Genomic DNA, 26,495 nt, shown 5'->3' on the forward strand with positions numbered 1-26,495 from the left:
TACCCACCCTTAAAAAGACCCCGCCACGACGTGGCGGGGCGCGCGGATACATCGGAATCGCCGGTCGCGCCAGGCACGCGGCCTGGCGCGGCGGGCTCAGCAGCAGCGGATGGGTCGCCCCTTGCCGCCGCCGTAGCGCGCCTCCTGGCGTTCGCGGAAGAACGCCTCGTAGCTCATCACCGGCAGATCGGGATGCTTGCTGCCCATGTGCGCGACGTAGGTGTCGTAGTCGGGCATGCCGACCAGCATCCGGGCGGCCTGCCCGAGGTATTTCCCCATACGACTCAGGTCATTGAACATGGGCGTCTCCTCAAGCGTCCGGGATCGGCTGGAACGGAGCCTCGCGGTCGCTGCGCTCGGGCTTGACCCAGGCGGCGCGGCCCACCTTGATCGCGTAGAACAGCACGCTGAGCACGACGAACAGGAACAGCACGGTCAGGGTCGCGTTGGTGTAGGCGTTGAAGATCACGTGCTGCATCTGCGTGATGTCCTTGGCTGGCGCGATGACCTGGCCGGCGTCCAGCGCGGTCTGGTACTTCTTCGCCAGGGCCAGGAAACCGATGGCCGGGTTCGGGTCGAGCAGCTTGATTAGACCGGCGGTGGTGGTGCAGATCAGCAGCCACAAGGCCGGGAGCATAGGTACCCAGGCGTACCGCTGGCGCTTCATCTTGATCAGGACCACGGTGCCGAGCATCAGCGCGATACCGGCGAGCATCTGGTTGGAGATGCCGAACAGCGGCCACAGGGTGTTGATGCCGCCCAGCGGATCGATCACGCCCTGATACAGCAGCCAGCCCCACATCGCCACGCAACCTGCGGTGGCGATGACGTTGGCGGCCCAGGACTCGGTGCGTTTCAGCGCCGGCACGAAGTTCCCCAGCAGGTCCTGCAGCATGAAGCGCCCGGCACGGGTGCCGGCATCCACCGCGGTGAGGATGAACAGCGCCTCGAAGAGGATCGCGAAGTGGTACCAGAACGCCATGGTGTTCTCGCCCGGCAGCACGCTGTGGAGAATCTGCGCGATCCCCACGGCCAGGGTCGGCGCACCGCCGGCGCGGGCCAGGATGGTGTTCTCGCCGATGTCGTGGGCGACCGCCTGCAAGGCCTCCGGGGTGATGGCGAAGCCCCAGCTGCTGACCGTCGCGGCAACCGCCTGAACGTCACCGCCGACCACCGCCGCGGGGCTGTTCATGGCGAAGTACACGCCCGGCTCGATCACCGACGCGGCGACCATCGCCATGATGGCGACGAAGGACTCCATCAGCATGCCGCCGTAACCGATGTAGCGGGCGTGGGATTCGTTGGCCAGCAGCTTCGGCGTGGTGCCCGAAGAGATCAGCGCATGGAAGCCGGACACCGCGCCGCAGGCGATGGTGATGAAGAGGAACGGGAACAGGGTGCCCTTCCACACCGGGCCGGTGCCGTCGGTGAACTGGGTCAGCGCGGGCATTTTCAGCTCGGGCATGACCACCAGGATGCCGATGGCCAGCGCGAAGATGGTGCCGATCTTGAGGAAGGTGGACAGGTAGTCGCGCGGTGCGAGGATCAGCCAGACCGGCAGCACCGCGGCGACGAAACCATAGCCGATCAGCATCCAGGTGATCTGCACGCCGGTGAAGGTGAAGTGCGGCGCCCATTCGGGGCTGGCGGCAATCTGCCCGCCAAGCCAGATCGAGCCAAGCAGCAGGATCACGCCGACCACCGAGATCTCACCGATGCGGCCCGGACGGATGTAGCGCATATAGAGGCCCATGAGCATCGCGATCGGGATGGTCGCCATCACGGTGAACATGCCCCACGGGCTTTCGGCCAGCGCTTTCACCACGATGAGCGAGAGCACCGCGAGGATGATGATCATGATCAGGAAGCAGCCGAACAGCGCGATGGTGCCGGGCACCTGGCCCATTTCCTCGCGCACCATCTCGCCCAGCGAGCGGCCGTTACGACGGGTGGAAATGAACAGCACCATGAAGTCCTGCACCGCGCCGGCGAGGACCACGCCGGCGATCAGCCAGAGCGTGCCGGGCAGGTAGCCCATCTGCGCCGCGAGCACCGGGCCGACCAGCGGGCCGGCGCCGGCGATGGCGGCGAAATGGTGACCGAAGAGGATGTGCTTGTTGGTCGGAACGTAGTCCAGACCGTCGTTGTTGAGCACCGCCGGCGTCGCGCGGGTCGGGTCCAGCTGCATCACACGATTGGCGATGAACAGGCTGTAGTAGCGGTAGGCGACCAGATAGAGGGCGACCGCCGCCACGACTATCCACAAGGCATTGATGGCTTCACCGCGGCGCAGGGCCACGACACCAAGGGCACACGCCCCCACCACGGCCAGCACTGCCCAGGGCAGATGGCGCAGGAGGCTATTGTTATTGTTCATGAGGGACTCCCAACGAGAGAACTGACGACTGCCGCAACAGTCTAGACCCGGCCCGAATAAATCCCTATTCGACCAAATCGCTACGCGCGGCAGCATGATCCTGGCTGTCGCTCGCGCCTGTTGCCAGTAAGCGAAACGACGGGCCGAAGTGTTGCCGGCCTGGGCGCGGAGCACAAGCCTTTCCGATGATCCGCGAGCCCCGCCCTTGAGCCACCGCGAGGTCCATTCGGATGGAAGGCACGCGGCACCGTTCACACCCGCGATCGACCGGCCGCGCAGGTTGCCCGCAGGGTCGCTATAGTGTGGAAAACCGAGGAGTCCGAGATGACTAGCGATAACAACGAACGTCGGCGTTTCCAGCGCATCGCATTCGACGCCGTGACCGAGATTGCCCAGGGCGATCAGCGCTGGGTGGGCGCATTACAGGACGTGTCCCTGCATGGGCTGCTGATAAAGCAGCCGGCTCATTGGTCAGGCGATCCGGAACAGCCGTTCCGCGCGCTGATCGACCTGGGTGGCGATATCCAGGTGCACATGGAAATGCGCCTGGCCCGAGAACAGGGCGGTTATCTGGGATTCATCTGCCAGCACATCGACCTCGACTCCATCAGCCACCTGCGCCGGCTGGTCGAACTGAACCTCGGCGACGAAGCCCTGCTCGAGCGCGAGCTGGCGGCTCTGGGCGGGGTGTAAGGCCGCCGCCCGTCTATTCGAACAACGCATCCAGCGCCTGCTCCAGGCGCGTCACCGCGATCACCTGCAAGCCCGGCGGCGCCTCTTTCGGCGCATTGCCGCGCGGCACGATGGCGCGCTTGAAGCCATGCTTGGCGGCTTCCTTCAGGCGCTCCTGACCGCTCGGCACTGGGCGGATCTCGCCGGACAGGCCGACCTCGCCGAACACCAGCAGGTCATGCTCCAGCGGCCGGTTGCGCAGGCTGGAGATGACCGCGGCCATCAGCGCCAGGTCGACCGCCGTCTCCAGCACCTTCACCCCGCCCACCACGTTGATGAACACGTCCTGATCATAGGTCGGGATGCCGCCGTGCCGGTGCAGCACGGCGAGCAGCATCGCCAGTCGGTTCTGGTCGAGGCCGAGGGTGACTCGCCGAGGGTTGGCCAGGTGGCTGGTGTCGACCAGCGCCTGCACCTCCACCAGCATCGGCCGCGAGCCTTCCCAGGTGGCCATCACCACGCTGCCGGGCACCGCCTCCTGGGCGCGGGTGAGGAAGATCGCCGAGGGGTTGGAAACTTCCTTCAGTCCCTTGTCGGTCATGCCGAACACGCCCAGTTCGTTGACCGCGCCGAAGCGGTTCTTCACCGCGCGCAGCAGGCGCAGGCGGCCGTCGGACTCGCCCTCGAAATACAGCACGGTATCCACCATGTGCTCCAGCACGCGCGGCCCGGCCAGCGCACCCTCCTTGGTGACGTGGCCGACCAGGAAGATCGCCGTGCCGCTCTGCTTGGCGAAACGCACCAGCAACGCCGCGCTCTCGCGGACCTGGGCGACGCCGCCGGGCGCCGATTGCAGCTGCTCGGTGTAGATGGTCTGGATCGAATCGATCACCATCACCTTGGGCCGCTCGCGCCGCGCGGTATCGATGATCGACTCGATGCAGGTTTCGGTCATCACCTTGAGCTTGTCCTGCGGCAGCTCCAGGCGCCGCGCGCGCATCGCCACCTGCTGCTGCGATTCCTCACCGGTGACGTACAGCGCAGGCAACCGCGCGGCGATGTTGCACAGTGTCTGCAGCAGAATGGTCGACTTGCCGATACCCGGATCGCCGCCGATCAGCACCACCGAGCCGTCCACCAGGCCACCGCCGAGCACCCGGTCGAGCTCCGCGGAGGCGGTGGAGAAACGCGGCATTTCCTCGATGCTGACTTCGGCCAGGGTCTTGAGCTGGGCCTGTTCACCGGCCCAGCCGGCACGCCCGGAGGACGAGGCCGGTGCGCCCTCGACCATGGTTTCCACCAGCGTGTTCCAGGCATTGCATTCCGCGCACTGGCCGGCCCATTTGGGGAAAGTGGCGCCGCACTCGGTGCAGCCGTACATGCGCTTGGCCTTGGCCATGGAGAACTCCCGCGAAAAAGAATGCGCCATCATAACCGCTGCGCATGCCTCGACCGCGCGCAGGGCCGGCAGGCAATCTCCGGCCACAAAAAAGCCCGGATCGATCGCTCGGTCCGGGCTGGAGGGAGGCTTGCGCTGGAATCAGGCGCTGCAGGCCTTGCCGCAGTTGCAGCACTCGCCGGCGGCTTTGCGCAACTGGCTGCTGAGGTCCTTCTGCAGGCCAACGCGCTGCATCCTCAATGCAGAAAGCTGGGTGTCATCGAGTTTCTCGACGCCGCTCTCGACGCGCAGGATGCGCTTGTCGACGTCGTCGAACTGGTCGGCCAGGCGGGCGAAACGCGGGTTGGCCTTGCGCAGTTTCAGGGAATCGGAACGTTGCCGATCGAACTCACTGGGCTGAGAATAGTATTCGATGTGCATGATTGCGCTTCCATAGTTGAAAATTTGGCGCAACGTAAACCACCGCTACCCGTCCGCCCTTGACCCCGATCAAACCCATTCAAGCCCTCTGCAAGTGAATTTGTCGCAGCCCTCCGCGTCTACCGGAATGACTGCTCGCCGCCCCTGGAGCCCCGATGAACAACGACCTCTCACGCTGCACCGCCTGTCGCGAAGGAGAGACTTTCGAGCGGCCGGTGAGCATGGCCTTCCAGCCGATAATCGACATCCGAGACCGTAGCATTTTCGCCCACGAAGCCCTGGTGCGCGGCCCCGCCGGCGAGGGGGCGGGTAGCGTGCTGCAGCAGGTCGACGCCTCCAACCGCTACGGTTTCGACCAGTTGTGCCGGATCACCGCGCTGCGCCAGGCGGCCCGGCTGCCGTTGCCGGGGAAGCTGTCGATCAACTTCATGCCCAACGCCGTGTACAAGGCCGAGACCTGCATCCGCGCGACCCTGGAAACCGCCCGCCAGCTGGACTTCCCGGTGCAGCGGATCATCTTCGAGGTCACCGAGCAGGAACAGGTGCAGGACCTCGACCACTTGGCCGGCATCCTGCGCGCGTATCGCAAGATGGGTTTCTCCACCGCCATCGACGACTTCGGCGCCGGCTATGCGCACCTTAATCTGCTCGCCGACTTCCAGCCCGACCTGATCAAGCTGGACATGCAGCTGCTGCGCGGCATCGACGGCGACGCCGTGCGCCAGGTGCTGGTGGAAAGCGTGGCGCAGATCTGCCGCAAACTGCGTATCGGGCTGATCGCGGAAGGCGTGGAAACTGCCGGCGAATATGCCGCGCTCAAGGCGATGGGAATCTACCTCTACCAGGGCTATCTGTTCGCCAAACCGGCCTTCGAGGCGCTTCCCGATGTAAACTGGCCTTAACTCCACCGGAACTGCCGGGCCTGGAGTGCAGTCCCTCTTAACACCTTGCATGTCCGCGCCCGGACCCATCGCCCCGGGTGCGGAGAATCCGTTTCCCCGATCATAAGGAGCAGCCCATGAGCTTTGTCCAAGAGTTCAAGTCATTCGCCATGAAAGGCAACGTCGTCGATATGGCCGTCGGCATCATCATCGGCGCCGCGTTCGGCAAGATCGTCTCGTCGTTCGTCGGCGACGTGGTCATGCCGCCGCTGGGCCTGCTGATCGGCGGCGTGGATTTTTCCGACCTGGCGGTGATCCTCAAACCGGCGCAAGGCGATGCGCCCGCGGTGGTGCTGGCGTACGGGAAATTCATCCAGACGGTGTTCGACTTCCTGATCGTCGCCTTCGCGATCTTCATGGCGGTCAAGATGATGAACAAGCTGCGCAAGCACGAAGAGGTCAAACCGGCCGCGCCGCCGGCCCCGACCAAGGAAGAGGTGCTGCTGACCGAGATTCGCGACATCCTCAAGGAGCAGCGCAGCCCGGCGATCGACACGAAACCGCCGCTCTGAGCCAGTCCTCCTATGAAATGAAAACGGCGCCTCGGGCGCCGTTTTCATACGTGGAGACTCAGGCTGCCGGCGGACGCAGCTCCAGCCGGGCGATGCGCCGGTCCTTCACCTCCAGCACGCGCAGTTGCCAGCCCGCGTACTCGAGCCGGTCGCCGCTGACCGGCAGGCGATCGAGCAGGCTCATCGCCAGGCCCGCGAGGGTCTGGTAATCGTCGGTGGCGCTGGCCTGGAAGCCCAGGCGCCGGCGCAGCACCGCCAGGTTCAGCGCGCCGCTGACCTGATAGCCGTCGTCCGCCTCGAGGATGTCCGGCCCCTGCACTTCACTGGCATCCGGTAGCTCGCCGGCGATCGACTCGAGGATGTCGGTGAGCGTCAGCAGCCCCTCGAAATGGCCGAACTCGTTGACCACGAAGGCCGCGTGGGTGGATGCCTGGCGCATCTGCTCCAGCGCGTTGAGCACCGAGCAGCTCTCCGGCAGGTTGATCGGCACGCGCACCAGGCGCTCGATATCGGGCTGTTCGCCCTGCAGCAGCTCGCGCAGCAATTCCTTCTTCTGCACGTAGCCCAGCGGCTCGTCGATGGCCGCGCCGCGCGCCACCACCAGGCGCGAATAGGGGGAATCCAGCAGCCTGCGACGCTGCTCCTCCGGCGGCGCCAGCAGGTCGAGGTGGGCGACGCGCATGCGGTCGGTCATCACCGTGCGGATCGAGCGTTCGGCGAGGTTCAGCACGCCGCTGATCATCACCCGCTCGCGGCGGCCGAACAGCGCCGCCTCGCCGTCGCCGGCATCGAGCATGTCGGCGATCTCCTCGTCGACCTCCTCGGCCTCCAGCCGGCGCCCGCCGAGCAGGCGCAGCACGGCGTGGGCGGTGCGTTCGCGGATGTTGCGGCGGCCCTGCAGATGGCGCTTGCGGCGCCAGCGGGCGAGCTGATTGAACAGCTCGATGAGGATCGAGAAGCCGATCGCCGCGTACAGGTAGCCCTTGGGAATGTGGAAACCCAGACCTTCGGCCGTGAGGCTGAAGCCGATCATCATCAGGAAGCCCAGGCACAGCATGATCACCGTCGGGTGGGCGTTGACGAAGGTGGTCAGCGGCTTGCTGGCGATGATCATCAGGCCGATGGAGATCACCACGGCGATCATCATCACCTGCAGGTGTTCGACCATCCCCACCGCGGTGATCACCGCGTCCAGCGAGAACACCGCATCGAGCACGACGATCTGCGCTACCACCGGCCAGAAGGCCGCGTAGGCACGCGCGCCCTGCTGCACGTGGGTGCGCCCCTCGAGGCGCTCGTGCAGCTCCATGGTCGCCTTGAACAGCAGGAAGATACCGCCGAACAGCATGATCAGGTCGCGTCCGGAAAACGCGTGACCGTAGACCTCGAACAGCGGTGCGGTGAGGGTGACCAGCCAGGAAATGCTGGCCAGCAGGCCCAATCGCATGATCAGCGCCAGCGACAGGCCGATCAGCCGCGCGCGGTCGCGCTGCTCGGGGGGCAGCTTGTCGGCGAGGATGGCGATGAACACCAGGTTGTCGATGCCCAGGACGATTTCCAGGACGATCAGCGTGAGCAGGCCCAGCCAGGCCGTTGGATCGGCGATCCATTCCATCAGTACGATCCTCCGCGGCGAGCGAAGGGGTGGAAGGGCGATCGGTAAAGGGTCCGGCGGGGTAAGTCACTGTCCATCGAGGGGCGGATTCCAGGGAAAGGAATCCAGATGCTAGTGGCGGGCGCGGCGAACGCTAAGCAGAAAAACGTAACAGCGCGTTCGCCGCTACCAGTAGTTCTCCACCGCCACCTGCCCAGGACGGCGGCTCAGCGAGAGCTGCATGTCGCGGGCTTTCAGCAGCGCGCGGGTGTCCTCGATCATCTGCGGATTGCCGCACAGCATCACCCGCGAATGCCCCGGCTGCAGCGTTTCTCCGGCAGCGCGCTCCAGCTCGCCGTTCTCGATCAGCGTGGTGATGCGCCCCTGCAGTGCGCCGGGATGCGCCTCGCGGGTAACCACCGGGATGAAGCGCAGCTTGTGCGCATGCTCCTGCAGGTAGTCGCGGCCGGCGAGACCGGCGATCAGCTCGCGGTAGGCCAGCTCGCGCGCCTCGCGGACGCTGTAGACGAGGAAGATCCGCTCGAAGCGCTCCCACACCTCGAAGTCCTGGAGGATCGAGACGAACGGCGCGACGCCGGTGCCGGTGGCCAGCAGCCAGAGGTCGCGGCCGTCGACGAAGCGATCGAGGGTAAGGAAACCGAAGGCCTGCTTGTCCACCAGCAGCTCGTCGCCGACCCGCAGGCGGCTCAGCTCGCTGGTGAACTCGCCGCCCGGCACGACGATGGAGAAGAAGTCGAGGAATTCGTCGTGCGGCGCCGAGACCATGGAGTAGGCCCGCCACACCGTGCTGTCGTCGGCCTTGGTCACGCCGAGCCGGGCGAACTGCCCGGCGCGGAAGCGGAAACCTGGATCGCGCGTGGTGCGCAGGCTGAACAGACTCGGGGTCAGTGGCTGCACCTCGAGCAGCGTCTGGCGGGTGAACTTGTCGTCGCTGGCGGTCATGGCTCGCTCTCGTCTGGCAATGCGCGCCTAGTGTCGCGCATTGCCACCGGCATAAACACCGGCGGGCGGCAGGTGTATAGGCTGCGCAGAGGCATAGGTTCCGCCTCTGCGCCGGAGCGCGCCCGCGACTTACGGCTGGCCGACGGCGCCGGCGGTGTTCTCCTTGAGACTGCGGGTAGCGGTCTGGATGAAGGCGTCGAGGGTGCTCTTCATCTGCGTTTCGGCCGCCGTATCGGTGGCCAGGCTGACCTTCGCATCGTGGCCGAGCCGGTAGTCGTACAGCCGTGCCGGCAGGTCGCGCGGCTGCACGAGGATCTGCCCGCCCTTCACCAGCGCCACGGTCTGTTCACCGCCGGACGGCTTGATCATGCCGATGCCCTGGTCGCCGGCCGGCAGGTTGAGCAGGTCGCGGCCCCAGCACTGCTGGCGGGTGGTGCCGCCGAGCCGGCCCATGATGGTGGGCACCACGTCGATCTGCGTGCCGACGGTATCGCGCAGGCTGCCGAACTTCTCCTGCACGCCCGGCCCGATGAGCAGCAGCGGCACGTTGAAGCGGAACAGGTCCATTTCGGTGAGCTGTTCGGTGCTGCCGAAACCGTGGTCGCCGAGCACCACGAACAGGGTGTCCTTGAAGTACGGCGCCTTGCGCGCCTTCTCGAAGAACTGGCCCAGCGCCCAGTCGGCGTAGCGCATCGCGGTGAGGTGCAGATCGTTCGAGCCGAACCCGGTGACCGGCTCCACCGGCAGGTCCTTGGGCAAGGCGTAAGGCGTGTGGTTGGAAAGGCTCTGCAACAACGCGTAGAAGGGTTTTCCGTCACTGCCCAGCTTGAGCAGTTCCTCGGCGCCGCGATCGAACATGTCCTGGTCGGACACCCCCCAGGTCGGGTCGATGAACACCGGGTCGACGAAATCCTCGCGGCCGACGAAGCGGCTCATGCCCTGGTTGCTGAAGAACCCGGACTGGTTGTCCCACTGGAAATTGCCGTTGTAGACGTACACGTCGCGATAACCGCGGGCATTCAGCTGCTGCGGCAACCCGGAGAAGCGGTGCGCGCCCTCCGGCATGCGCATCAGGTATTCGAAGCCCGGCAGGTTGGGGAAGCAGGCCATGGTGGCGAACATCCCCTGATGGGTGTGGGTGCCGTTGGAGAAGAAACGGGTGAACAGCAGCCCCTCCTTCGCCAGGCGGTCGAAGTTCGGCGTGATGTTGCCCGGCTCGCCCAGCGCGCCGACGTAACGCCCGGCGAAGCTCTCCAGCAGGATCACCACCACGTTACGGATCGGCAGCGTGCCGGCTTGCGGCGGCGTGGTGTCGCGACGCAGCGCGGCGCTGTCGGCATCGACCAGGCGGTCGTTGGGCGTCAGCAGCATCTCGCGCACCACCTGCAGGGCCCTATCCGCGGACAGGCTGGCCTTCCAGGCGTTCTGCCGGTGCGAGGAAAAGCTGTGTTTGGCGGCGTCCACCAGGGTCAGGGTGCCGTTCAGGCCGAGGTGATTCACGAACATCGATTCGGTGGTGTAGGCATCGCCCCAGCGCAGTGGCGGCCCCTGGCGCAGATTGCCGCGCGCGGCGATCACGCAGACCACCAGGCACAGCGCGAACACCGGCAGGCGCCAGTACCAGGCGGCGCGCCGGCCCGACGTCTGCGGCGCGGCGCGGGTCGCCAGGTCCAGGCGCTTGAACAGCCAAGCCAGCAGCAGCGTTCCCAGCGCCCAGGCCAGCAGGTAGCGCGCCACCGGAAAGCCGTGCCAGAGCATGCTGGCGACGGTGGTCGGGTCTTCCTGCAGGTACTGGAACACCAGCGCGTTGAGGCGCTGGTGGAACTCGCGGTAGAAGTCCATCTCCAGCAGACCGAGGAACAGCGTGAGGCTGGCGAACAGCACCAGCCAGGCGCGCATCGCCCCGCGCAGGCGCATCGCCGGCGCCCACAGCAGACACAGCACCAGCGGCGCGCAGGCGTACACCGCCAGGCGCAGGTCGAAACGCAGGCCATTGAAGAAGGCCTCGCCGAACATCTCGGGCGTCGCGCTGCCGATCAGCTCGCGGTTGTACACCAGCAAGGCCACGCGCAGCAGCGAATAGAGGACGAGCAGGACGAGCCCGCTCCCCAGGGTGAACGCCAGGTGACGGGCGATGGAGGCGCGCGGCGCGGGCAGGCGGGAACGGGATGACGACAACGGCATGGACACTTCCTGTGGGTACGGCGACAGGTGGGAGGCGTCCGGCGAGGGAGCCGGGCGCGCGCATCCTAGCCGCGCCCTCATCAACGCCAGGTCAAGCCGATGTGAAAGACGCGTCAAATGAAGCAGGTACCGGGCGCTTCAGCCGGCGTCGCTTGCAGGTAGAATGCCGGGCCCAGCCGCCAGCGCCCGCGATCCGCCGATGAACACCTTCACCACGCCCTTCGCCCGACTCGAGCTGATCCGTCAGCCGGAGCAGAACCACGAGCCGCTGCAGGCCTTCGATGCCGCCGACGAGTACCTGTTGAACCACCTGCACCAGCAGGGGCTGGCGGCGGACGCCCGGGTGCTGCTGCTCAACGACGGTTTCGGCGCCCTCGCCTGCTCCCTGGCCGGCAAGGCCAGCGTGGTCAGCAGCGGCGATTCGCACCTGGGCCACCTGGCACTGCAGAAAAACCTCGCCCGCAATGACATGCCCGCCGACGCCGTCGCGTTCGTACCCGCCAGCCAGCGCGCCGAAGGTCCGTTCGACTGGGTGCTGATCCGCGTGCCGAAGACCCTGGCGCTGCTCGAAGAACAGCTGATTCGCCTGCACCACCAGTTGGCGCCGGGGGCGCGGGTCGTCGCCGGGGCGATGATCAAGCACCTGCCCCGCGCCGCCGGCGAGCTGATGGAGACATACATCGGCCCGCTGCAGGCCTCGCTGGCGGTGAAGAAGGCGCGGCTGCTGTTCGCTACGCCGGAGCAGAAAGCTGAGCCACGCTCGCCCTACCCCAGCCGCTACCGCCTGGAGCAGCCGCCGCTGGAACTGCTCAACCACGCCAACCTGTTCTGCCGCGAAGGCCTGGACATCGGCACCCGCGCGTTCCTCGCGCACCTGCCGCGGCAACTGGGCGAACTGCGCGTGGCCGACCTCGGCTGCGGCAACGGCGTGCTCGGCATCGTCTACGCGCTGGGCAATTCCCAGGCGCAACTGACGCTGGTGGACGAGTCGTACATGGCCGTGCAGTCGGCGGCGGACAACTGGCGCGCGGCGCTGGGTGAGCGCCCGGTGGACATTCGCGCCGACGACGGCCTCGCCAGCCAGCCGGCGGATTCGCTCGACCTGGTGCTGTGCAACCCGCCCTTCCACCAGCAGCAGGCGGTCGGCGACTTCCTCGCCTGGCGGATGTTCCAGCAGGCCCAGGCGGCGCTGGTGCAGGGCGGCGAACTGTGGATCGTCGGCAACCGCCACCTGGGTTATCACGTCAAGCTCAAGCGCCTGTTCCGCGGCGTGGAACAGGTCGCGGCGACGCCCAAGTTCGTCATCCTCAAGGCGCGCAAGTAGCGCCTCCGGCGCCGCACGAAGGGCGCCGGAAACACCTCAGAAATCGACGGTGGCCGAGACCTTCAGCGTGCGCGGCGCACCCTGGGTTAGGTAGCCGCCATTGGTCGACGCCCAGTAGTCCTCGTTGGCGACGTTCTCCAGGCCGGCACGCAGCGTGACGTCGCGGGCCTCCACCGTGAACCGGTAGCTCGCGCCCAGATCGATACGCGTCCAGGCCGGAATGCTCAATGTGTTCGCGGAATCGTAGAACTGGCCGCCGGTACGCAGCAGCAGCCCGTTGACGCTCACCCCCGGCATGCCCGGCACGTCCCAGTCGGCACCGAGGTTGAACTGGAACTCCGGGACCCCGACCGCACGATTGCCGTCGTTCGCGCCCCCGGATGTACCGCTCAGCTCGGTATCGTTCCAGGTGCCCCCGGCCAGGACACGCAGCCCGACCAGCGGTTCGCCGAACACGCTCAGCTCGACGCCGCGGTTTCGCTGTTCGGCATCGACCCGGTAGTAGTTGTCCGGGCCGGTGACTCCCTGCGGTTGCTCGATGCGGTAAACCCCGAGGCTGGCGCCGTAGGTGCCCCAGTCGAGCTTGATCCCCGCCTCGATCTGCTTGCTGCGATAGGGCGCGAACATCTGCCCTGCTGGATTGCTCGAAGCGCCGGGGGCCGTAGGTCCCTGCTGAAGAGACTCGATGCGATTGGCGTAAAACGACAGGTACTCGGTGGGCTTGATGACCAGCCCGTAGACCGGCGTGGTGATGCTGTCGTCGTAGTTGGAGGTACGCAGACCGTTTGCGGCACTCCAGGCATCCGCCGCGATGGACTGACGGCGCACGCCGAGGGTGAGCAACGCGCGGTCGTCGAAGAAGCCCAGGGTGTCGGAGATCGCCGCGCTGCGGTTCTTCACCTTGCCGGTGGTGTCCGGGTCGTGGATATCGCCGCTGACCGGTATCGTCGGGTCAGGTTCGGGGCTGGGAAATGGGTCGTAGAGGCTTCCCGGAAGCCGGTTGCCCGCGCTGGTCGACTCGAACGCATTGCGCTTCTCCTGCCAGATGCCGTTCACCGCGACGTTCAGCTGGTGGCTGACTGCCCCGGTCATCAGCTTGCCGCGCAATCCGGCCACCGTGCTGTAGGTCTCCTGGTCGAGTGGCGAATACAGGCGCCCGACCCTCGCGGCTCCGCTCGGCGAGGTGACGTAGAGCGAGGAGTACACGCCATTTTCGCGGGTGTACTTGCCACCGGCGGCGCCGTAGAGCGTCCAGTCGTCATCGAGGTCGTACTCGGCATTGAACATGCCGTAGGTGTCTTCCAGCTGGGAGTAGGCCCAGGGCTGTGAGTAGTTGTCGTTGGCGTGGGGTACCTTCGGCACCTTCCCGCCGAGCCCGGCGGTAGTCAGGTAGACCACCGACCGCCCCTCGTTGACGCGCTGTTTCTGGTAGCCGAAATCGGTCGACAGGCGCAAACGGTCGCCGCGGTAGTCCAGACCGAACGCCGCCAGAGTGAAGTGCGAGTTCTCCCCATCGACGGCCGACTCGCCGTCGCGCTGGGCAATGTTGGCGCGCACCCCGAAGCGATCGTCCTCGCCGAAGCGCCGCCCGAGGTCGAGGTGGACGCCCGTCTTGCTGTCGCTGGTGTAATCCAGCGTCACACGGCGCGTCGGCGTGTCTTCGGCGCGTTTGGACACGACGTTGATCGCCCCGCCCACGCCGCTGCCGCCGGGCGCCACGCCGTTGAGAAAGGCGTTGGCGCCCTTGAACACCTCGACCCGCTCGACCGCTTCGGCGGAAATGATCTGCCGCGGCAGTATCCCGTACAGCCCGTTGAAGGCGATGTCGTCGGAGTAGAGTTGAAATCCGCGGATCACGAAGACCTGCGAAAAGTTGCCGAAGCCGTAGGACTGGCGCACGGCCGGGTCGCTGGCGAGCACGTCGCCGAGGGTTTGCGCCTGGCGCTTCTCGATCAGTTCGGAGGTGTAGCTGGAGAAGCTGAACGGCACGTCCTGCATGTCCTGGTTGCCCAGGATGCCCATGCGCGCGCCGCGGGCTACCTGGCCGCCGGCGTAGGCTTCCGGCAGGCCGTCAGCGGCGGCCGAGCGCGCGGTAACGGTTGCAGTACCGAGTTCCAGGGCCGCGCCCTGCGGGTTGCGCACCAGGGTGATGGTGCCGTCGCCGGCGGCCTGGTAGCCCAGCCCGGAGCCTTGCAGCAGGCGCTGCAGGCCTTCGGCCACGGAGTAATCGCCCTGCAGGGGCTGCGCGGTGCTCAGGCCGTCGGTCATCTCGGCGCTGTAGAGCAGGCGGATGTCGGCCTGCTCGGCAAAGGCGGTGAGCGCGGATTCCAGGCTCTGCACGGGGACATCCAGCGGCACGGCCCAGGCGGCCGGCAAGGCGATGGCGAAATGAGCGACGAGAAGGGCGCGGGCGAGAGGATGGCGATGTGGCCGCATGGTTCGATTCCTGATCACTGCAAAGGACGATGCGAGAAATTCGCATTTGCAGGAGGAAGACGAAACGCCCTCTCTTTTCTGAACCTGGCACGCCACTTTTTTTCGCGCCCGCGAAAATCGGGACGCGTCCGGCTATCGGGCTGGGGCCTGCGCGCCGCTGGCGGAGACCAGCAGGAGGCCGGGAAGGCGGGTCAGCCTGACGGGCAGCGTCGCCTCGATGGCGTCGAAGACCGCCTGCGGCTGCTGCCGGGAGAACACTCCGGTGACCGCCAGCCGCCGGGCTTGATCGTCGAGGAACAGCACGCGGCCATCCTGGTAACGCGCGAGCTCGGCGAACACCTCTTCCAGCGGTTGCGACCTGAACACCAGCCGTCCGCGCTGCCAGGCCAGCGCCTGGCTGGCATCCAGCGGCCGGACCGCCTGCAGCACGCCGTGTTGCCAGAGCACCTGCTGCTGCGCGGTCACCGCCACCGCCGGCTGCCCGTCCTGGCTCGCCTCGACGCGCCCCTCGGTGACCGAGAGCAGCACCCGGTCGCCGCTGTAGTTGACGTCGAAGCGCGTGCCGGTGACGCGGATGCGCGCCGGCCCTGCCTGAATGATGAACGGATGCTCGGCATCCTTGGCGACCTGGAAATCCGCCTGCCCCTGATACAGCCGAACGCGGCGCTCGCCACCGTGCATGTCCCAGTCCAGCGCGGTATTGCCGTTGAGCATCAGGATCGAGCCATCCTCCAGCGCCACTTCACGCAGTTGCCCCGCACCCGTGTGGATGTCGGCGTACCAGCCGACCCAGTGTTCCTGCGGTAGCCACAGGGCGATCACCAGGCACGCGGCCGCTGCCAGCGGCGCGGCCCAACCCAGCCGCGAACGACGGCGTGGCGCGGGCAATGGCGCTGGGTCGACCACCACGGCGCTGCTGCCCAGTTCGCCGATCAGGCCCCACAGGCGCTGCGCGCGGTTCCAGGCCTCGGCATTCGCCGCCGACGCCTGGCGCCAGGCTTCCGCTTCGGCGCGCTGGGCGGCGCTGGCGCGGCCGGAGTTGAGCAGCACCAGCCATTCGCGGGCACGGGTGGCGGGCTCATTCATGACGGGTCATCCATGCGGCTCTGGCAGTACTCGAGGGCCCTCAGGATATAACGCCCGGCCATGCTTTCGGAGACGCCGAGGCGCTCGCCGATTTCGCGCTGGGTCAGCCCGTCGAGGCGATTCCACAGCAGGGCCTTGCGCACGTGCGGCGGCAGTTCCTGCAACAGCGCATGCAACTGCGCCAGTTGCTGGCTGCCGGAGGCGTAGCGTTCGGGTCCGGGAATGGGGCTTTCCAGTTGCTCGTCCATCGGCTCCTGCGGCGCGCGGGCGTCCAGCTGGCGGCGATGGTCGATGACCAGGTTTCGCGCGATGCGGTAGAGAAAGGCCCGCAGGTTACCGATCTCCCCCGGCTGGGCGCGACGGAAACGCAGCCAGGTTTCCTGCCGCAGGTCCGCCGCCAGTTCCGAGCAATTCAGCTGGCGCGTGAGAAAACGCAACAGCTCGCCGGCATGGCGCTGGAACTGGCCGTCGGGGGACGGGGAATCGGAGGGCGACGACACGTCGAACACTCGAGGCTCGGGAAGAGGCGGACCATATATTTATCGAGAATAATTTTCAAATGAAAACCGATGCAATGCGCAACCTCCCAGCCGCGTACCCGTTCGGAGGTCCGACCACGGATAAAACATCTAATTTATGGATGTTTTAGATCGATAGGAAAGGTCCGTGGCACGCCTGGACGGACCTCCGCAGAACCGCCCGCATTTGATCTAACCGTTTGTTTTATATAAATATAACTAGACAATTAAGCGCATCGATATACACCATCATACGGATCATCTTCTTTATCGAATCCGTCGCGCTAGCATGGGAACCGTACTCACTTACCGACTTCTTCCGAACACGAGGTGCACCATGAAAACTCAACTTCTCGCCAGCCTGATCGTCGCCGGCCTCTCCACCGCCGCTTTCGCCGCACAGCCTGCCGTCCAGAACCAAACCGCAGGTGTTGCCCCGGCCGCACAGGTCCTGGTCGCCGAACAGGACGCCGAACACAACCGTGCCTCGCTGATCGAAACCCGCTCCAACCGTGACCAGGTCGCCCAACAGGACGCCGAGCACAACCGTGCCTCGCTGATCGAAACCCCCTCCAACCGTGATCAGGTCGCGCAACAGGACGCCGAACACAACCGCGCCTCGCTGATCGAGAGCGGCTTCGACCAGGGAAATCTGGTGGCCCAGCAGGATGCCGAGCACAACCGCGCTTCCTGAGGACACCGCATGAGTCCGTTCAACCCCTGAGGGCGCCCCGCGAGGCGCCCTTGGTTCATCTGCACCCTCGCTAGCAGTCGGGCGGCCTGCCGAAACATCCGGTTACCTGCGTGCTACTCTGCGCCCCCGCTTCCGAGGCGACCCGCCGCATGTCCACCCACGCCAAGCTGCTCCTTCGCCATCAGCGTCCCTTCCTCGCCTTCTGGTTCGCCCGGGTGTTCACCTCCAGCGCCTTCCAGATGATCACCGTGGCCATCGGCTGGCACATCTACGGGCTGACCGGCAATGTCCTCGACCTGGGTCTGGTCGGGCTCTTCGAGTTCATGCCGCGCGTGCTGTTCATGCTGCACACCGGGCACGTCGCCGACCGTTACGACCGGCGCAAGGTCGCCGCGCTGTGCCAGACGCTGCAAGGGCTGACCGCCCTCGCGCTGGTGATAGGCAGCGCCACCGACAGCGTCACCCGCGAGATGATCTTTGCCATCGCCTTCCTCTTCGGCACCGCCCGCGCCTTCGAGATGCCGACCACCCAGGCGCTGCTGCCGAACATCATCCCGCCCGCGCTGTTCCCGGCGGCGGTGGCGGCGTCCGGCTCGGCGATGCAGGCGGCGACCATCATCGCGCCAGCGCTGGGCGGCCTGCTGTTCGCCTTCGGCTCGATCTGGGTCTACGGCCCGGCCGTGCTGCTCTATGGCGTCGCCGTGGCGCTGATGCTGCAACTGCCGGCGCGCCAGCAACCGATGAAACAGGAGAAGGCCACCCTGCATTCGCTGCTGGCCGGCATTCGCTTCATCCGCAGCCGTCGCGACGTGCTCGGCGCGATCTCCCTGGACCTGTTTGCCGTGCTGCTCGGCGGCGCCACCGCGCTGTTGCCGGTGTTCGCCCGCGACATCCTGTTCACCGGTCCCTGGGGCCTCGGCCTGTTGCGCTCGGCGCCGGCGGTGGGTGCGCTGCTGATGTCGTTCTGGCTGGCGCGTTTTCCGGTCGAGCGCCATGTCGGCCGGGTGATGTTCACCTCGGTCGGCCTGTTCGGCGTGGCCACCATCGCCTTCGGCCTTTCAACCTCGTTCTGGTTCTCGCTGGCGGTGCTTGCCGTACTCGGCGCCGCGGACATGATCAGCGTGGTGATCCGCAGCACCTTCGTGCAGATGGAGACGCCTGACGAGATGCGCGGCCGGGTCAGCGCGGTGAACGGCCTGTTCATCGGTGCCTCGAACCAGCTCGGCGAATTCGAATCCGGCCTCACTGCGCACTGGTTCGGCACCGTCCAGGCGGTGGTGCTCGGCGGCGTCGGCACGCTGCTGGTGACCGGCGCCTGGATCAAGCTGTTCCCGACCCTCGCCAACCGCGACCGGTTGCGCGAGCCAAAAGCCGAGGAGCACCTACAGGCCGGCTCGCCCCCAAACCCGTAGGGTGCGCCGCGCTCACCAGATACCCCGAACGGTGCGCATGGCGCACCCTACGCAGAACGGTCATCCGTAGGGCGGGGGCAATCCGCGAGGCCAATGCCCGTCGAACACCGAGCCGCGGGTTTCACTCGCCCTACCAAAGCGCATCACAGCCGCCGTGAACCCGTAGGGTGCGCCGCGCGCGCCACACGCCCCGCATGGTGCGCATGGCGCACCCTACGCATAGCGGTCTCACGCTTCACCGATCCACCGGGCGCTGTCAGGCAAACACCTTCACCACGCTAACGACTGCCCTACAACAGCTTGTCCAGCGTGATCGGCAGCTCGCGGATGCGTTTGCCGGTGGCGTGGTAGATGGCGTTGGCCACCGCCGAGGCGACGCCGACGATGCCGATTTCGCCAACACCTTTCGAGCCGAGCGCGTTGACCACGTCGTCGTTCTCCTCAACGAAGATCACCTCGATATCGTGGATGTCGGCGTTCACCGGGATGTGGTACTCGGCGAGGCTGTGATTCATGTAGCGCCCCAGGTTGTGGTCGATCTGGGTTTCCTCCTGCAGCGCCATGCCGATGCCCCAGACCACGCCCCCGAGAATCTGGTTGCGCGCCATCTTCGGGTTGACCACGCGGCCGGCGGCGATGGCGCTGACCACCCGGCTGACCTGAATGCTGCCCAGCGCCTCGTCCACCTTCACCTCGACGAACACCGCCGAGTGCGTCGCGGTGGCGAACTTGTCGCGTTTCTCATCGGGCTTGGCGTCGGCCTGGGCTTCCAGCGGGCCGCTGGCAGCGAGCACCTCGGCGATGGCCAGGGCAGTGCCAGGCGACTCGCGCAGGCGCAGCTGGCCGTCGACGAACTCGACCTGCTCCAGCGCCAGCCCTTCGAACGGCGATTGCGGCAGGCGCTGCGCCACCTCGAAGAGCTTGCCCTGCAGGGCTGCGCAGGCCTGCTGCACGGCGGTGCCCACCGAGGAGACGGTGAACGAGCCGCCCTGCAACGGCGCGGTGGGCAGGCCCGAATCGCCGAGCTTGAACTCCACCTGCCCAACCGGCAGGCCCATCGCGGCGGCGGCGATCTGCGTCATCACCGTGTAGGTGCCGGTGCCGATATCGGTGGTGGCGCTGCTCACCGTCAGTTTGCCGTCGGCGGCCAACGCGGCCTTGGCGCTAGCCGGGTTCTGCATCGCCTCCCAGACGCCGGTCGCCATGCCCCAGCCGACCAGTTGGTGGCCGTCGCGCATGCTGCGCGGCTCCATCGAGCGCCGGTCCCAGCCGAAGCGCTCGGCGCCCTGCGCGTAGCAGGCGCGCAGCTCCTTGCTGGAGTAAGGCTTGCCCTCGTTCTGATTGGTGTCAGCGAAATTCAGCAGGCGCAGTTGCAACGGATCGATGGCGGCCGCGCAGGCCAGCTCGTCCATCGCGCATTCCAGGGCGAACACGCCCTCGGTGGCGCCCGGCGCGCGCATGTCCAGCGGGGTGAACACGTCCAGCGGGACCATCTGGTAGCCCAGCCGCACGTTGTCGCAGTGATAAAGCATGCCGGACCACTCCACCACGTGCTCGGTGAAGTCCTCGAAGCGCGAAGTCTGGGCGAAGGCATCGTGGGTGATCGCCTGCAGCGTGCCGTTGGCCGTGCACGCCAGGCGCAGGCGCTGCAACATCCGCGGGCGATAGCCGAAGGTGAACATCTGCTGGCGGGTCAGCGTCACCCGCACCGAGCGCTTCAGCACCAGCGCCGCCATCACCGCCAGCGGCAACTGGTACTGCGGGCGGAGGCCGGAGCCGAAGGCGCCGCCGACGAAGGGCGCGAGGATGCGTACCTTTTCCTTGTCCAGCAGGAATACGTGCTGCACGTACTGCTGGCTATTCTGCGGTCCCTGGGTCTTGTCGTAGATGAGCAGGCTGCCGTCGTCCTGATAGAGCACCGTCGAGGCATGCGGCTCCATCGGGTTGTGGTGCTCGATGGGCAGCGCGTACTCCAGCTCGATGCTCAATGCGGCGCCGAGCAGCGCGGCCTCGGCGTCACCGCGCGGTTCGGGCAGCTCGGCCGGGGCCGCGTGAGACTGGTCGAGGGCCGCAACCAGATCGGTCTGGTGCGCCTCGGCGGCGTACTCGATGGTCACCAGCGAGGCGGCATGCCGGGCGATCTCCAGGTTGTCGGCCACCACCAGCGCCAGCGGCTGGCCGCTGTAGAGCACGCGGTCGTTGAACAGCGGGCGGAAGGCCGAACCCTCGGCGGAGTCCATGTCCTCGTAGCTGTCGTCGTCGGCCGCCAGGCGCGGGCGGTTCAGGTGGGTCAGCACCAGCTGTACGCCGGGAACCGCCTCGGCGGCGGCGCCGTCGATGGACAGCACGCGGCCGCGGGCGATGGTGCTCGATACCACGCTGCCGTAAAGCAGCCCGGTCTCGCTGAACTCCCCGGCATAACGCGCCTGACCGGTGACCTTCAGCGGGCCGTCGACGCGGTCCAGTGGCCGACCGAGCGGCGACGAATCCGGTTGGGCGTGGGCGTTCATGGGCGGCCTCCCTGATGCTGGATGGAATGGGCGGCATCGCCCAGTGCGCGGACGATGGCGCGGCGTGCCAGTTCGATCTTGAAGCCGTTGTGCGCCAGCGGACGGGCACCTTCGAGCAGCAGATCGGCGGCGAGGGCGAAGGCTTCGTCGCTGGCCGGCTTGCCGATCAGCACCTCCTCGGCCTCCTGCCTGCGCCACGGCTTGTGGGCCACGCCGCCGAGGGCGAGGCGCGCCGCGCGGATGCTGCCGCCGTCCAGCTGAAGCGCCGCGGCGACGGACACCAGGGCGAAAGCGTAGGAGGCGCGGTCGCGAACCTTCAGGTAGCGGCTGTGCGCGGCGAAGCCTTCGGGCGGCAGTTCGATGGCGAGGATCAGCTCGTCGTCGGCCAGCACGTTGTCGCGTTCCGGCGCGTCACCGGGCAGGCGATGGAAGTCGGCGAAATCGATGTGCCGCTCGCCCCGCGGTCCCGCGACGATCACCACCGCCTCCAGCGCGGCCAGCGCCACGCACATGTCCGACGGGTTCACCGCCACGCAGTCGTCGCTGGCACCGAGGACCGCGTGGATGCGGTTGAGCCCGTCCTTCGCCGGGCAGCCACTGCCGGGCTCGCGCTTGTTGCACGGCACGCCGGCATCGTAGAAGTAGTAGCAACGGGTGCGCTGCAACAGATTGCCGCCCGTGCTGGCCATGTTGCGCAGTTGCGGCGAAGCGCCGGCGAGGATTGCCTGGGCCAGCAGCGGGTAGCGCTGCTCGATGCGCGCGTCCCAGGCCAGGTCGGCGTTGCTCACCAGCGCACCGATGCGCAGGCCGCCGCTGGCGGTGGCGTCGATACCGCGCAGCGGCAGGCCGTTGATGTCGATCAGCCGTTCGGGGCGGGTGACGTTTTCCTTCATCAGGTCGAGCAGGTTGGTGCCGCCGGCGATGAAGCGCGCGTTCGGCCCGGCGAGGCGCAGCGCCTCGTCCACCGCGGCCGGCTTGCTGTAGGCGAAGGGATTCATGCGCCGCCCTCCCCTCGCGTGGCCGGCAACGCCTCCTCGATGGCATCGAGGATGTTGTTGTAGGCGCCGCAGCGACAGAGGTTGCCGCTCATCAGCTCGCTGATCTCGTCGCGGCTCTGCGCACGCCCTTCGCGGGCCAGGCCGACCGCCGAGCAGATCTGCCCGGGCGTGCAGTAGCCGCACTGGAAGGCGTCGTGCTTGACGAAGGCCTCCTGCAACGGATGCAGCTGGTCGCCGTTGGCGAGGCCTTCGACGGTGGTCAGCTCACGGCCGTCGAGCATCACCGCCAGGGTCAGGCAGGCGTTCACCCGCTTGCCGTCCAGCAGCACGGTGCAGGCGCCGCACTGGCCGTGGTCGCAGCCTTTCTTGCTGCCGGTCAGGTCGAGCTGTTCGCGCAGCAGGTCGAGCACGGTGGTCCAGGGCAGCACGTCGAGCTGACGCGGCTGGCCATTGAGAACGAGGGAAATCGAATGGGCGGCAGGATCGCTGCGGCCCTCGCGAAGGGAGGTGGCGCTCATGGGTGCCTCACGGTCTGGTCTGCATTCGCGCCCGGCGGCGGGCACTCGCTGCGCGGTGTTCCGCGTCTAGGAGGTACGACGCAGCCAGGTCCGGAAATGTTCAGCGCAGGCGAGGAGCGGTATCGATCCGGCGGGCTCACGCAACGCCATGCGCCGGTGCGCGTGGCGCACCCTACGAAATCACCCTGTCCTCACCCGCAGGATGCGCCGCACGTACCACACAGGCGCACGCCCCCACACGAAACGCCTCCGCAACCGCCGTAGGGTGCGCCATGCGCACCACATGGGCTGCGCGAGGGGCCACAGCCTCGTAGGCTGGGCTTTCGCCCCACGACACGTCGATGCCCCAGGTGGGCGTTCTGGTGGGCTTAAGCCCACCCTACCTGGGACCGTGGGGAGGCTGGAGCCCGCCCTAGGCGAGCCGGTCGCCGGGGCGGTCGATGTCGCGCAGGACGGCGGGATCGTCCAGGGCCAGGCGCTGCACCGCGTCGCCCTGGAACAGCGTCTGCGCGCCGCGTTCGCCGTCCAATGCCAGCAGTTGCTCGCGATGGGCGCTGCCGATGCCACGCGGATGGCCGAGCTGGTTCTGGTAGACCGGCGCGACCAGGCCCTGCGGACGGATCGCCTCCGCCACCGCCAGCAGCGTGTCGCGCCGCACGTAGGGCATGTCGCCGAGCGCCACCAGCCAGCCCTGCTCGGCCGGATGCGCGCGCACCGCCTGCGCCAGGCTGTGGCCGAGGCCATTGGTTTCCACCATCAGCAGGCTGCAGGGCTGCCCGCGCAGGCGCTCGATCAGCGCGGCGTTGTCGGCGCGAACCACCACCACCAGCTCCTCGGCGACACCTTGCAGGGTGTGCAGCGCGGCCAGCAGCACCGGCATGGAATGCGGATCGCTTGCCCGGCTCGGCGCCAGCAGCTTGTCGCTGTCGCTCTGCGCGCGATAGCGGCTGCCCACGCCGGCGGCGAGCAGCAGGGCACGAACGCCACCTCGCATCAGGCGGACTTCAGTCGCGCCGCGTCAGCCCGAGCCGCGCCAGTCCCCGCGCCAGTCCCCGCAGCCTCAGCCCCCGCCGCATCCAGCCCGGTCTGACGACCTGGCTGGGCGACCTGCGCGCCGTTCTTCAGGGCGACGATCTCGGCCATCAGCGACAGGGCGATTTCCGCTGGCGTGCGGCTGCCGATGGGCAGGCCGATCGGGCCGTGCAGGCGGCCGACGTCGGCGGCGTCGAGACCCAGGGAAATCAGCCGCTGCTTGCGTTTGTCGTTGTTCGCCCGCGATCCCAGCGCGCCGACGTAGAACGCCTCGGAGCCGAGCGCGGTGAGCAGCGCCATGTCGTCCAGACGCGGGTCGTGGGTCAGCGCGACGATGGCGGTGTGCGCATCCGGCTGGGCGGCGAGCACGGCGTCGTCGGGCATGCCGGGCAGGAAGCGCACCCGCTCCAGCGGCCAGTCATGGGCATAGGCCTCGCGCGGGTCGCAGATCAGCACCTCGAAACCCAGCGTGTGCGCCAGATCGGCGACGTAGCGCGACAGCTGTCCGGCGCCGATCAACAGCAGCCGCCAGGCCGGGCCGAAGGGCGCGATCAGGCATTCGCCGTCGAAGTGCAGCGCCTGCTCGCGGCCGATCGGTGCCAGGGTCACGGCGCCACTGCGCAGCTGCAGATGCCGGGCGACGCGCTCGTGGGCCTCGCAGCGCTGCAGCAGCTCGTCGATCCAGCCGGCGTCGCGCAGCGGCTCCTGGACCAGCCGCAGGGTGCCGCCGCAGGGCAGGCCGAAACGCGCCGACTCCTCCTTCGTCACGCCATAGGTGATCAGCGCGCAGCGCGCCTGTTCGTCGACCCGCAGCGGCAGGCGCGCCAGCAGGTCGTCCTCGATGCAGCCGCCGGACACCGAACCCTCGACCCGTCCGTCGCCGCGCAGGGCGAGCAGCGACCCCACCGGGCGCGGCGCGCTGCCCCAGGTTTCCACCACGCTGTAGAGCACCACGTCATGGCCTTCGCGGAGCCAGTCGCGGGCGCGCCGCAGTACCGTCAGATCGACGCCATCCATTCGTTTCGCCTCATCATTCACTCGATACCGATCGGAGCGCCGGCCTGTCTTCAATGACCCGCCGGGGCGCACGCGAGTTCGACCAGGGCGCTCAGCGCAGCAGCATCACCTCGCCGACCTTGCGCCGCGCCGCCCTGCCGGCCAGGCGCTCTACCAGGGTCAGGGCGAACTCCAGCGCCGCCGCCGGGCCCTGGGCCGTGGTCAGATTGCCGTCGACCACCACCGCCTGGTCGACGAACACGCAGCCGGACAGCCGATCGCTGAACGCGGGGTAGCAGGTCATCCGCCGCCCCTTGAGCACGCCGAAGGGTTGCAGCGCGAGGGCCGGCGCCGCGCAGATCGCGGCGAACTCGAGGCCGGCGGCGGCCTGCTGGCGGACCCGCTCGGCCAGCGGCAGGTGCGCGCCGAGTCGCTCCGCGCCCACCGCGCCGCCGGGCAGCACCAGCAGGTCGAAATCCTGCGCCAGCACATCGAGCAGCATCGCATCGGCGGTCAGCCGGCTGCCGCGCGCGCAGGTGAACATCCGCCGCGCCTCCACGCTGGCCATCACCACTTCGATCTCGGCGCGGCGCAGCACGTCGAGGACGGTTACGGTTTCCAGGTCTTCCACGCCGTCGGCGACGGCCAGCAGGGCTCGGGGCATAGGCACCTCCAGAAGTCGAGGGGGCGAGGGTACCGCGTTCCCCCGGCGCACTGCGCGGGTTTGCGCGCGACGCGCCCGACGCGGCGTTCGGCGGGCTCGCCAGGCCGATCCACGGGCGGTAATTTCGGCTACCGTTTTGCTATGATTCGCGCCGTTTTGCTGACCGACCGGGCAACTTCCCGAGGCCGCCGAACCCATCGCGGCGCCCACGCACCGCATCCACGAGCATCAAGCGCGCCTGCAGAGCGCGTCGGGAGATCGCCATGCTGGAACGACTCTTTCAACTCAAGGCACACAACACCACGGTGCGCACGGAGATCCTCGCCGGGGTCACCACCTTCCTAACGATGGCCTACATCCTCTTCGTCAACCCGAGCATCCTCGGCGAGACGGGCATGGACAAGGGCGCGATCTTCGTCGCCACCTGCCTGGCCGCGGCCATCGGCTCGGCGATCATGGGCCTGATCGCCAACTACCCGATCGCGCTGGCGCCTGGCATGGGCCTGAACGCCTTCTTCACCTACACCGTGGTGCTGCACATGGGCCACACCTGGCAGGTGGCGCTCGGCGCGGTGTTCCTCTCGGCCTGCATGTTCTTCCTGCTCTCGATCTTCCGAATCCGCGAATGGATCATCAACAGCATCCCGCTGGAACTGCGCTCGGCGATCGCCGCCGGCATCGGCCTGTTCCTCGCTCTGATCGGCCTGAAGGAAGCCGGCATCGTCGTCGCCAACCCGGCCACGCTGGTGGGCATGGGCGACCTGGCGAAGCCGGAAGCGGTGCTGGCGATCCTTGGCTTCTTCCTGATCGTCGCCCTGGAGGCACGCAAGGTGACCGGCGCGGTGCTGATCGGCATCCTCGTCACCACCGCGGCCGGTATCGCCCTGGGCGTCTCGAGCTTCGGTGGCTTCGTCTCGATGCCGCCGTCGCTGGCGCCGACCTTCCTGCAACTGGACATCCGCGGTGCGCTGGACATCGGCCTGGTCAGCGTGATCTTCGCCTTCCTCTTCGTCGACCTGTTCGACAACTCCGGCACGCTGATCGCGGTGGCGAAGAAGGCCGGCCTGATGCGCAAGGACGGCTACATGCCGAAGATGGGCCGCGCGCTGATCGCCGACAGCAGCGCGGCGATGGTCGGCTCACTGCTCGGCACCTCGACCACCACCAGCTACATCGAGTCCGGCGCCCGCGGGCGCGCCCGCGGGGGGGCGCCGGGGGCGCCGGGGGGTGTAGAACAAGACGCGC

Annotated in this window: 23 protein-coding genes; 7 read left to right on the forward strand and 16 right to left on the reverse strand. The window is 67.5% G+C overall.

The genetic code is table 11. The features are described from left to right. Nucleotides 1-96: 96 nt before the first annotated feature. Together QMX85_RS20145 and QMX85_RS20150 are read right to left on the reverse strand one after the other, a co-directional pair. A complete protein-coding gene (locus QMX85_RS20145; RefSeq protein ID WP_090226186.1) occupies nt 97-300 on the reverse strand; it encodes a YbdD/YjiX family protein in 204 nt (67 codons plus the stop codon). A gap of 10 nt (nt 301-310) precedes the next feature. After that, on the reverse strand, nt 311-2,377 hold the full coding sequence (locus tag QMX85_RS20150) for a carbon starvation CstA family protein (protein ID WP_282343893.1): 2,067 nt from the start codon (nt 2,375-2,377) through the stop codon (nt 311-313). 324 nt (nt 2,378-2,701) lie between these two features. Here QMX85_RS20150 and QMX85_RS20155 point away from each other — a divergent pair, with 324 nt between their 5' ends. Next, nucleotides 2,702-3,070 (forward strand): PilZ domain-containing protein, encoded by a 369-nt coding sequence (locus QMX85_RS20155; protein ID WP_282343895.1) that lies wholly within the window; start codon nt 2,702-2,704, stop codon nt 3,068-3,070. Nucleotides 3,071-3,083: 13 nt separating this feature from the next. Here the strand turns inward: QMX85_RS20155 and radA are convergent, their stop codons facing one another. Then, entirely contained in the window at nt 3,084-4,448 is a 1,365-nt protein-coding gene (gene radA, locus QMX85_RS20160) for a DNA repair protein RadA (protein ID WP_282343896.1), read from the reverse strand. Between the two features lie 141 nt (nt 4,449-4,589). Further along, nucleotides 4,590-4,868, reverse strand: a complete 279-nt coding sequence (locus QMX85_RS20165; protein ID WP_282343898.1) for a DUF465 domain-containing protein — start codon at nt 4,866-4,868, stop codon at nt 4,590-4,592. Nucleotides 4,869-5,023: 155 nt separating this feature from the next. Here QMX85_RS20165 and QMX85_RS20170 point away from each other — a divergent pair, with 155 nt between their 5' ends. Continuing rightward, nucleotides 5,024-5,770: an EAL domain-containing protein gene (locus QMX85_RS20170; RefSeq protein WP_282343900.1), complete on the forward strand. Its 747-nt coding sequence runs from the start codon at nt 5,024-5,026 to the stop codon at nt 5,768-5,770. A 116-nt stretch (nt 5,771-5,886) separates the two neighbouring features. Continuing rightward, nucleotides 5,887-6,321, forward strand: coding sequence for a large-conductance mechanosensitive channel protein MscL (gene mscL / locus QMX85_RS20175; RefSeq protein ID WP_282343902.1), 435 nt, complete (start codon nt 5,887-5,889; stop codon nt 6,319-6,321). A 58-nt stretch (nt 6,322-6,379) separates the two neighbouring features. Here the strand turns inward: mscL and QMX85_RS20180 are convergent, their stop codons facing one another. The 3 genes from QMX85_RS20180 to QMX85_RS20190 form a co-directional block, all read right to left on the reverse strand. Next, nucleotides 6,380-7,936: a TerC family protein gene (locus tag QMX85_RS20180; protein WP_282343904.1), complete on the reverse strand. Its 1,557-nt coding sequence runs from the start codon at nt 7,934-7,936 to the stop codon at nt 6,380-6,382. A gap of 165 nt (nt 7,937-8,101) precedes the next feature. Further along, a complete protein-coding gene (locus tag QMX85_RS20185; protein ID WP_282343906.1) occupies nt 8,102-8,878 on the reverse strand; it encodes a ferredoxin--NADP reductase in 777 nt (258 codons plus the stop codon). Between the two features lie 129 nt (nt 8,879-9,007). Continuing rightward, the gene (locus QMX85_RS20190) at nt 9,008-11,062 is read right to left on the reverse strand and encodes an LTA synthase family protein (RefSeq protein WP_282343908.1); all 2,055 of its coding nucleotides are present in this window, start codon (nt 11,060-11,062) and stop codon (nt 9,008-9,010) included. A 199-nt stretch (nt 11,063-11,261) separates the two neighbouring features. Here QMX85_RS20190 and QMX85_RS20195 point away from each other — a divergent pair, with 199 nt between their 5' ends. Next, a complete protein-coding gene (locus QMX85_RS20195) occupies nt 11,262-12,386 on the forward strand; it encodes a class I SAM-dependent methyltransferase (RefSeq protein WP_282343931.1) in 1,125 nt (374 codons plus the stop codon). Between the two features lie 36 nt (nt 12,387-12,422). Here QMX85_RS20195 and QMX85_RS20200 read toward each other — a convergent pair whose 3' ends face one another. The 3 genes from QMX85_RS20200 to QMX85_RS20210 form a co-directional block, all read right to left on the reverse strand. Further along, on the reverse strand, nt 12,423-14,822 hold the full coding sequence (locus tag QMX85_RS20200) for a TonB-dependent receptor (protein ID WP_282343910.1): 2,400 nt from the start codon (nt 14,820-14,822) through the stop codon (nt 12,423-12,425). A 132-nt stretch (nt 14,823-14,954) separates the two neighbouring features. Next, nucleotides 14,955-15,908 (reverse strand): FecR domain-containing protein, encoded by a 954-nt coding sequence (locus tag QMX85_RS20205; protein WP_282343911.1) that lies wholly within the window; start codon nt 15,906-15,908, stop codon nt 14,955-14,957. Further along, nucleotides 15,905-16,408: a sigma-70 family RNA polymerase sigma factor gene (locus tag QMX85_RS20210; RefSeq protein ID WP_282343913.1), complete on the reverse strand. Its 504-nt coding sequence runs from the start codon at nt 16,406-16,408 to the stop codon at nt 15,905-15,907. The genes QMX85_RS20205 and QMX85_RS20210 overlap by 4 nt, the downstream gene beginning before the upstream one ends. 355 nt (nt 16,409-16,763) lie before the next feature. Here QMX85_RS20210 and QMX85_RS20215 point away from each other — a divergent pair, with 355 nt between their 5' ends. Both QMX85_RS20215 and QMX85_RS20220 read left to right on the forward strand, forming a co-directional pair. Continuing rightward, nucleotides 16,764-17,120 carry a hypothetical protein gene (locus tag QMX85_RS20215; RefSeq protein WP_282343915.1) on the forward strand — a complete coding sequence of 119 codons (357 nt, stop codon included), beginning with the start codon at nt 16,764-16,766 and terminating at the stop codon, nt 17,118-17,120. Nucleotides 17,121-17,269: 149 nt separating this feature from the next. Next, nucleotides 17,270-18,532 carry an MFS transporter gene (locus QMX85_RS20220; RefSeq protein ID WP_282343917.1) on the forward strand — a complete coding sequence of 421 codons (1,263 nt, stop codon included), beginning with the start codon at nt 17,270-17,272 and terminating at the stop codon, nt 18,530-18,532. A 290-nt stretch (nt 18,533-18,822) separates the two neighbouring features. Here QMX85_RS20220 and QMX85_RS20225 read toward each other — a convergent pair whose 3' ends face one another. The 6 genes from QMX85_RS20225 to QMX85_RS20250 all read right to left on the reverse strand — a co-directional run bounded on the left by QMX85_RS20225 (nt 18,823) and on the right by QMX85_RS20250 (nt 25,250). After that, nucleotides 18,823-21,042 (reverse strand): xanthine dehydrogenase family protein molybdopterin-binding subunit, encoded by a 2,220-nt coding sequence (locus QMX85_RS20225; RefSeq protein WP_282343919.1) that lies wholly within the window; start codon nt 21,040-21,042, stop codon nt 18,823-18,825. Continuing rightward, nucleotides 21,039-22,040: a xanthine dehydrogenase family protein subunit M gene (locus QMX85_RS20230; protein WP_282343921.1), complete on the reverse strand. Its 1,002-nt coding sequence runs from the start codon at nt 22,038-22,040 to the stop codon at nt 21,039-21,041. The genes QMX85_RS20225 and QMX85_RS20230 overlap by 4 nt, the downstream gene beginning before the upstream one ends. After that, nucleotides 22,037-22,558, reverse strand: a complete 522-nt coding sequence (locus QMX85_RS20235; RefSeq protein WP_282343922.1) for a (2Fe-2S)-binding protein — start codon at nt 22,556-22,558, stop codon at nt 22,037-22,039. Before QMX85_RS20235 ends, QMX85_RS20230 begins: the two co-directional genes overlap by 4 nt. Before the next feature lie 412 nt (nt 22,559-22,970). Then, complete coding sequence (locus QMX85_RS20240) at nt 22,971-23,555, reverse strand: nucleotidyltransferase family protein (protein ID WP_282343934.1); 585 nt, start codon at nt 23,553-23,555, stop codon at nt 22,971-22,973. Continuing rightward, nucleotides 23,552-24,607 carry an XdhC family protein gene (locus QMX85_RS20245; protein WP_282343924.1) on the reverse strand — a complete coding sequence of 352 codons (1,056 nt, stop codon included), beginning with the start codon at nt 24,605-24,607 and terminating at the stop codon, nt 23,552-23,554. The genes QMX85_RS20240 and QMX85_RS20245 overlap by 4 nt, the downstream gene beginning before the upstream one ends. A gap of 91 nt (nt 24,608-24,698) precedes the next feature. Next, nucleotides 24,699-25,250: a DJ-1 family glyoxalase III gene (locus QMX85_RS20250; RefSeq protein WP_282343926.1), complete on the reverse strand. Its 552-nt coding sequence runs from the start codon at nt 25,248-25,250 to the stop codon at nt 24,699-24,701. A gap of 263 nt (nt 25,251-25,513) precedes the next feature. Between QMX85_RS20250 and QMX85_RS20255 the strand changes: the two genes are divergently transcribed. After that, nucleotides 25,514-26,495: NCS2 family permease (locus QMX85_RS20255; protein ID WP_282343929.1), on the forward strand; the 982-nt coding region annotated here is incomplete at its 3' end.

Source organism: Pseudomonas sp. PS02288 (assembly GCF_029959715.1).
GTDB lineage: Bacteria > Pseudomonadota > Gammaproteobacteria > Pseudomonadales > Pseudomonadaceae > Pseudomonas_O > Pseudomonas_O kuykendallii.

Bases quoted from the DNA above. Each gene is read 5' to 3' on its own strand.
- QMX85_RS20195 (WP_282343931.1), top strand. From the start codon at position 11,262: ATGAACACCTTCACCACGCCCTTCGCCCGACTCGAGCTGATCCGTCAG.
- QMX85_RS20200 (WP_282343910.1), bottom strand. From the start codon at position 14,822: ATGCGGCCACATCGCCATCCTCTCGCCCGCGCCCTTCTCGTCGCTCAT.
- QMX85_RS20165 (WP_282343898.1), bottom strand. From the start codon at position 4,868: ATGCACATCGAATACTATTCTCAGCCCAGTGAGTTCGATCGGCAACGT.
- QMX85_RS20170 (WP_282343900.1), top strand. From the start codon at position 5,024: ATGAACAACGACCTCTCACGCTGCACCGCCTGTCGCGAAGGAGAGACT.
- QMX85_RS20220 (WP_282343917.1), top strand. From the start codon at position 17,270: ATGTCCACCCACGCCAAGCTGCTCCTTCGCCATCAGCGTCCCTTCCTC.
- QMX85_RS20190 (WP_282343908.1), bottom strand. From the start codon at position 11,062: ATGCCGTTGTCGTCATCCCGTTCCCGCCTGCCCGCGCCGCGCGCCTCC.
- QMX85_RS20225 (WP_282343919.1), bottom strand. From the start codon at position 21,042: ATGAACGCCCACGCCCAACCGGATTCGTCGCCGCTCGGTCGGCCACTG.
- QMX85_RS20230 (WP_282343921.1), bottom strand. From the start codon at position 22,040: ATGAATCCCTTCGCCTACAGCAAGCCGGCCGCGGTGGACGAGGCGCTG.
- QMX85_RS20180 (WP_282343904.1), bottom strand. From the start codon at position 7,936: ATGGAATGGATCGCCGATCCAACGGCCTGGCTGGGCCTGCTCACGCTG.
- QMX85_RS20245 (WP_282343924.1), bottom strand. From the start codon at position 24,607: ATGGATGGCGTCGATCTGACGGTACTGCGGCGCGCCCGCGACTGGCTC.
- QMX85_RS20235 (WP_282343922.1), bottom strand. From the start codon at position 22,558: ATGAGCGCCACCTCCCTTCGCGAGGGCCGCAGCGATCCTGCCGCCCAT.
- radA (WP_282343896.1), bottom strand. From the start codon at position 4,448: ATGGCCAAGGCCAAGCGCATGTACGGCTGCACCGAGTGCGGCGCCACT.
- QMX85_RS20205 (WP_282343911.1), bottom strand. From the start codon at position 15,908: ATGAATGAGCCCGCCACCCGTGCCCGCGAATGGCTGGTGCTGCTCAAC.
- QMX85_RS20185 (WP_282343906.1), bottom strand. From the start codon at position 8,878: ATGACCGCCAGCGACGACAAGTTCACCCGCCAGACGCTGCTCGAGGTG.
- QMX85_RS20150 (WP_282343893.1), bottom strand. From the start codon at position 2,377: ATGAACAATAACAATAGCCTCCTGCGCCATCTGCCCTGGGCAGTGCTG.
- QMX85_RS20215 (WP_282343915.1), top strand. From the start codon at position 16,764: ATGAAAACTCAACTTCTCGCCAGCCTGATCGTCGCCGGCCTCTCCACC.
- QMX85_RS20155 (WP_282343895.1), top strand. From the start codon at position 2,702: ATGACTAGCGATAACAACGAACGTCGGCGTTTCCAGCGCATCGCATTC.
- mscL (WP_282343902.1), top strand. From the start codon at position 5,887: ATGAGCTTTGTCCAAGAGTTCAAGTCATTCGCCATGAAAGGCAACGTC.
- QMX85_RS20145 (WP_090226186.1), bottom strand. From the start codon at position 300: ATGTTCAATGACCTGAGTCGTATGGGGAAATACCTCGGGCAGGCCGCC.
- QMX85_RS20250 (WP_282343926.1), bottom strand. From the start codon at position 25,250: ATGCCCCGAGCCCTGCTGGCCGTCGCCGACGGCGTGGAAGACCTGGAA.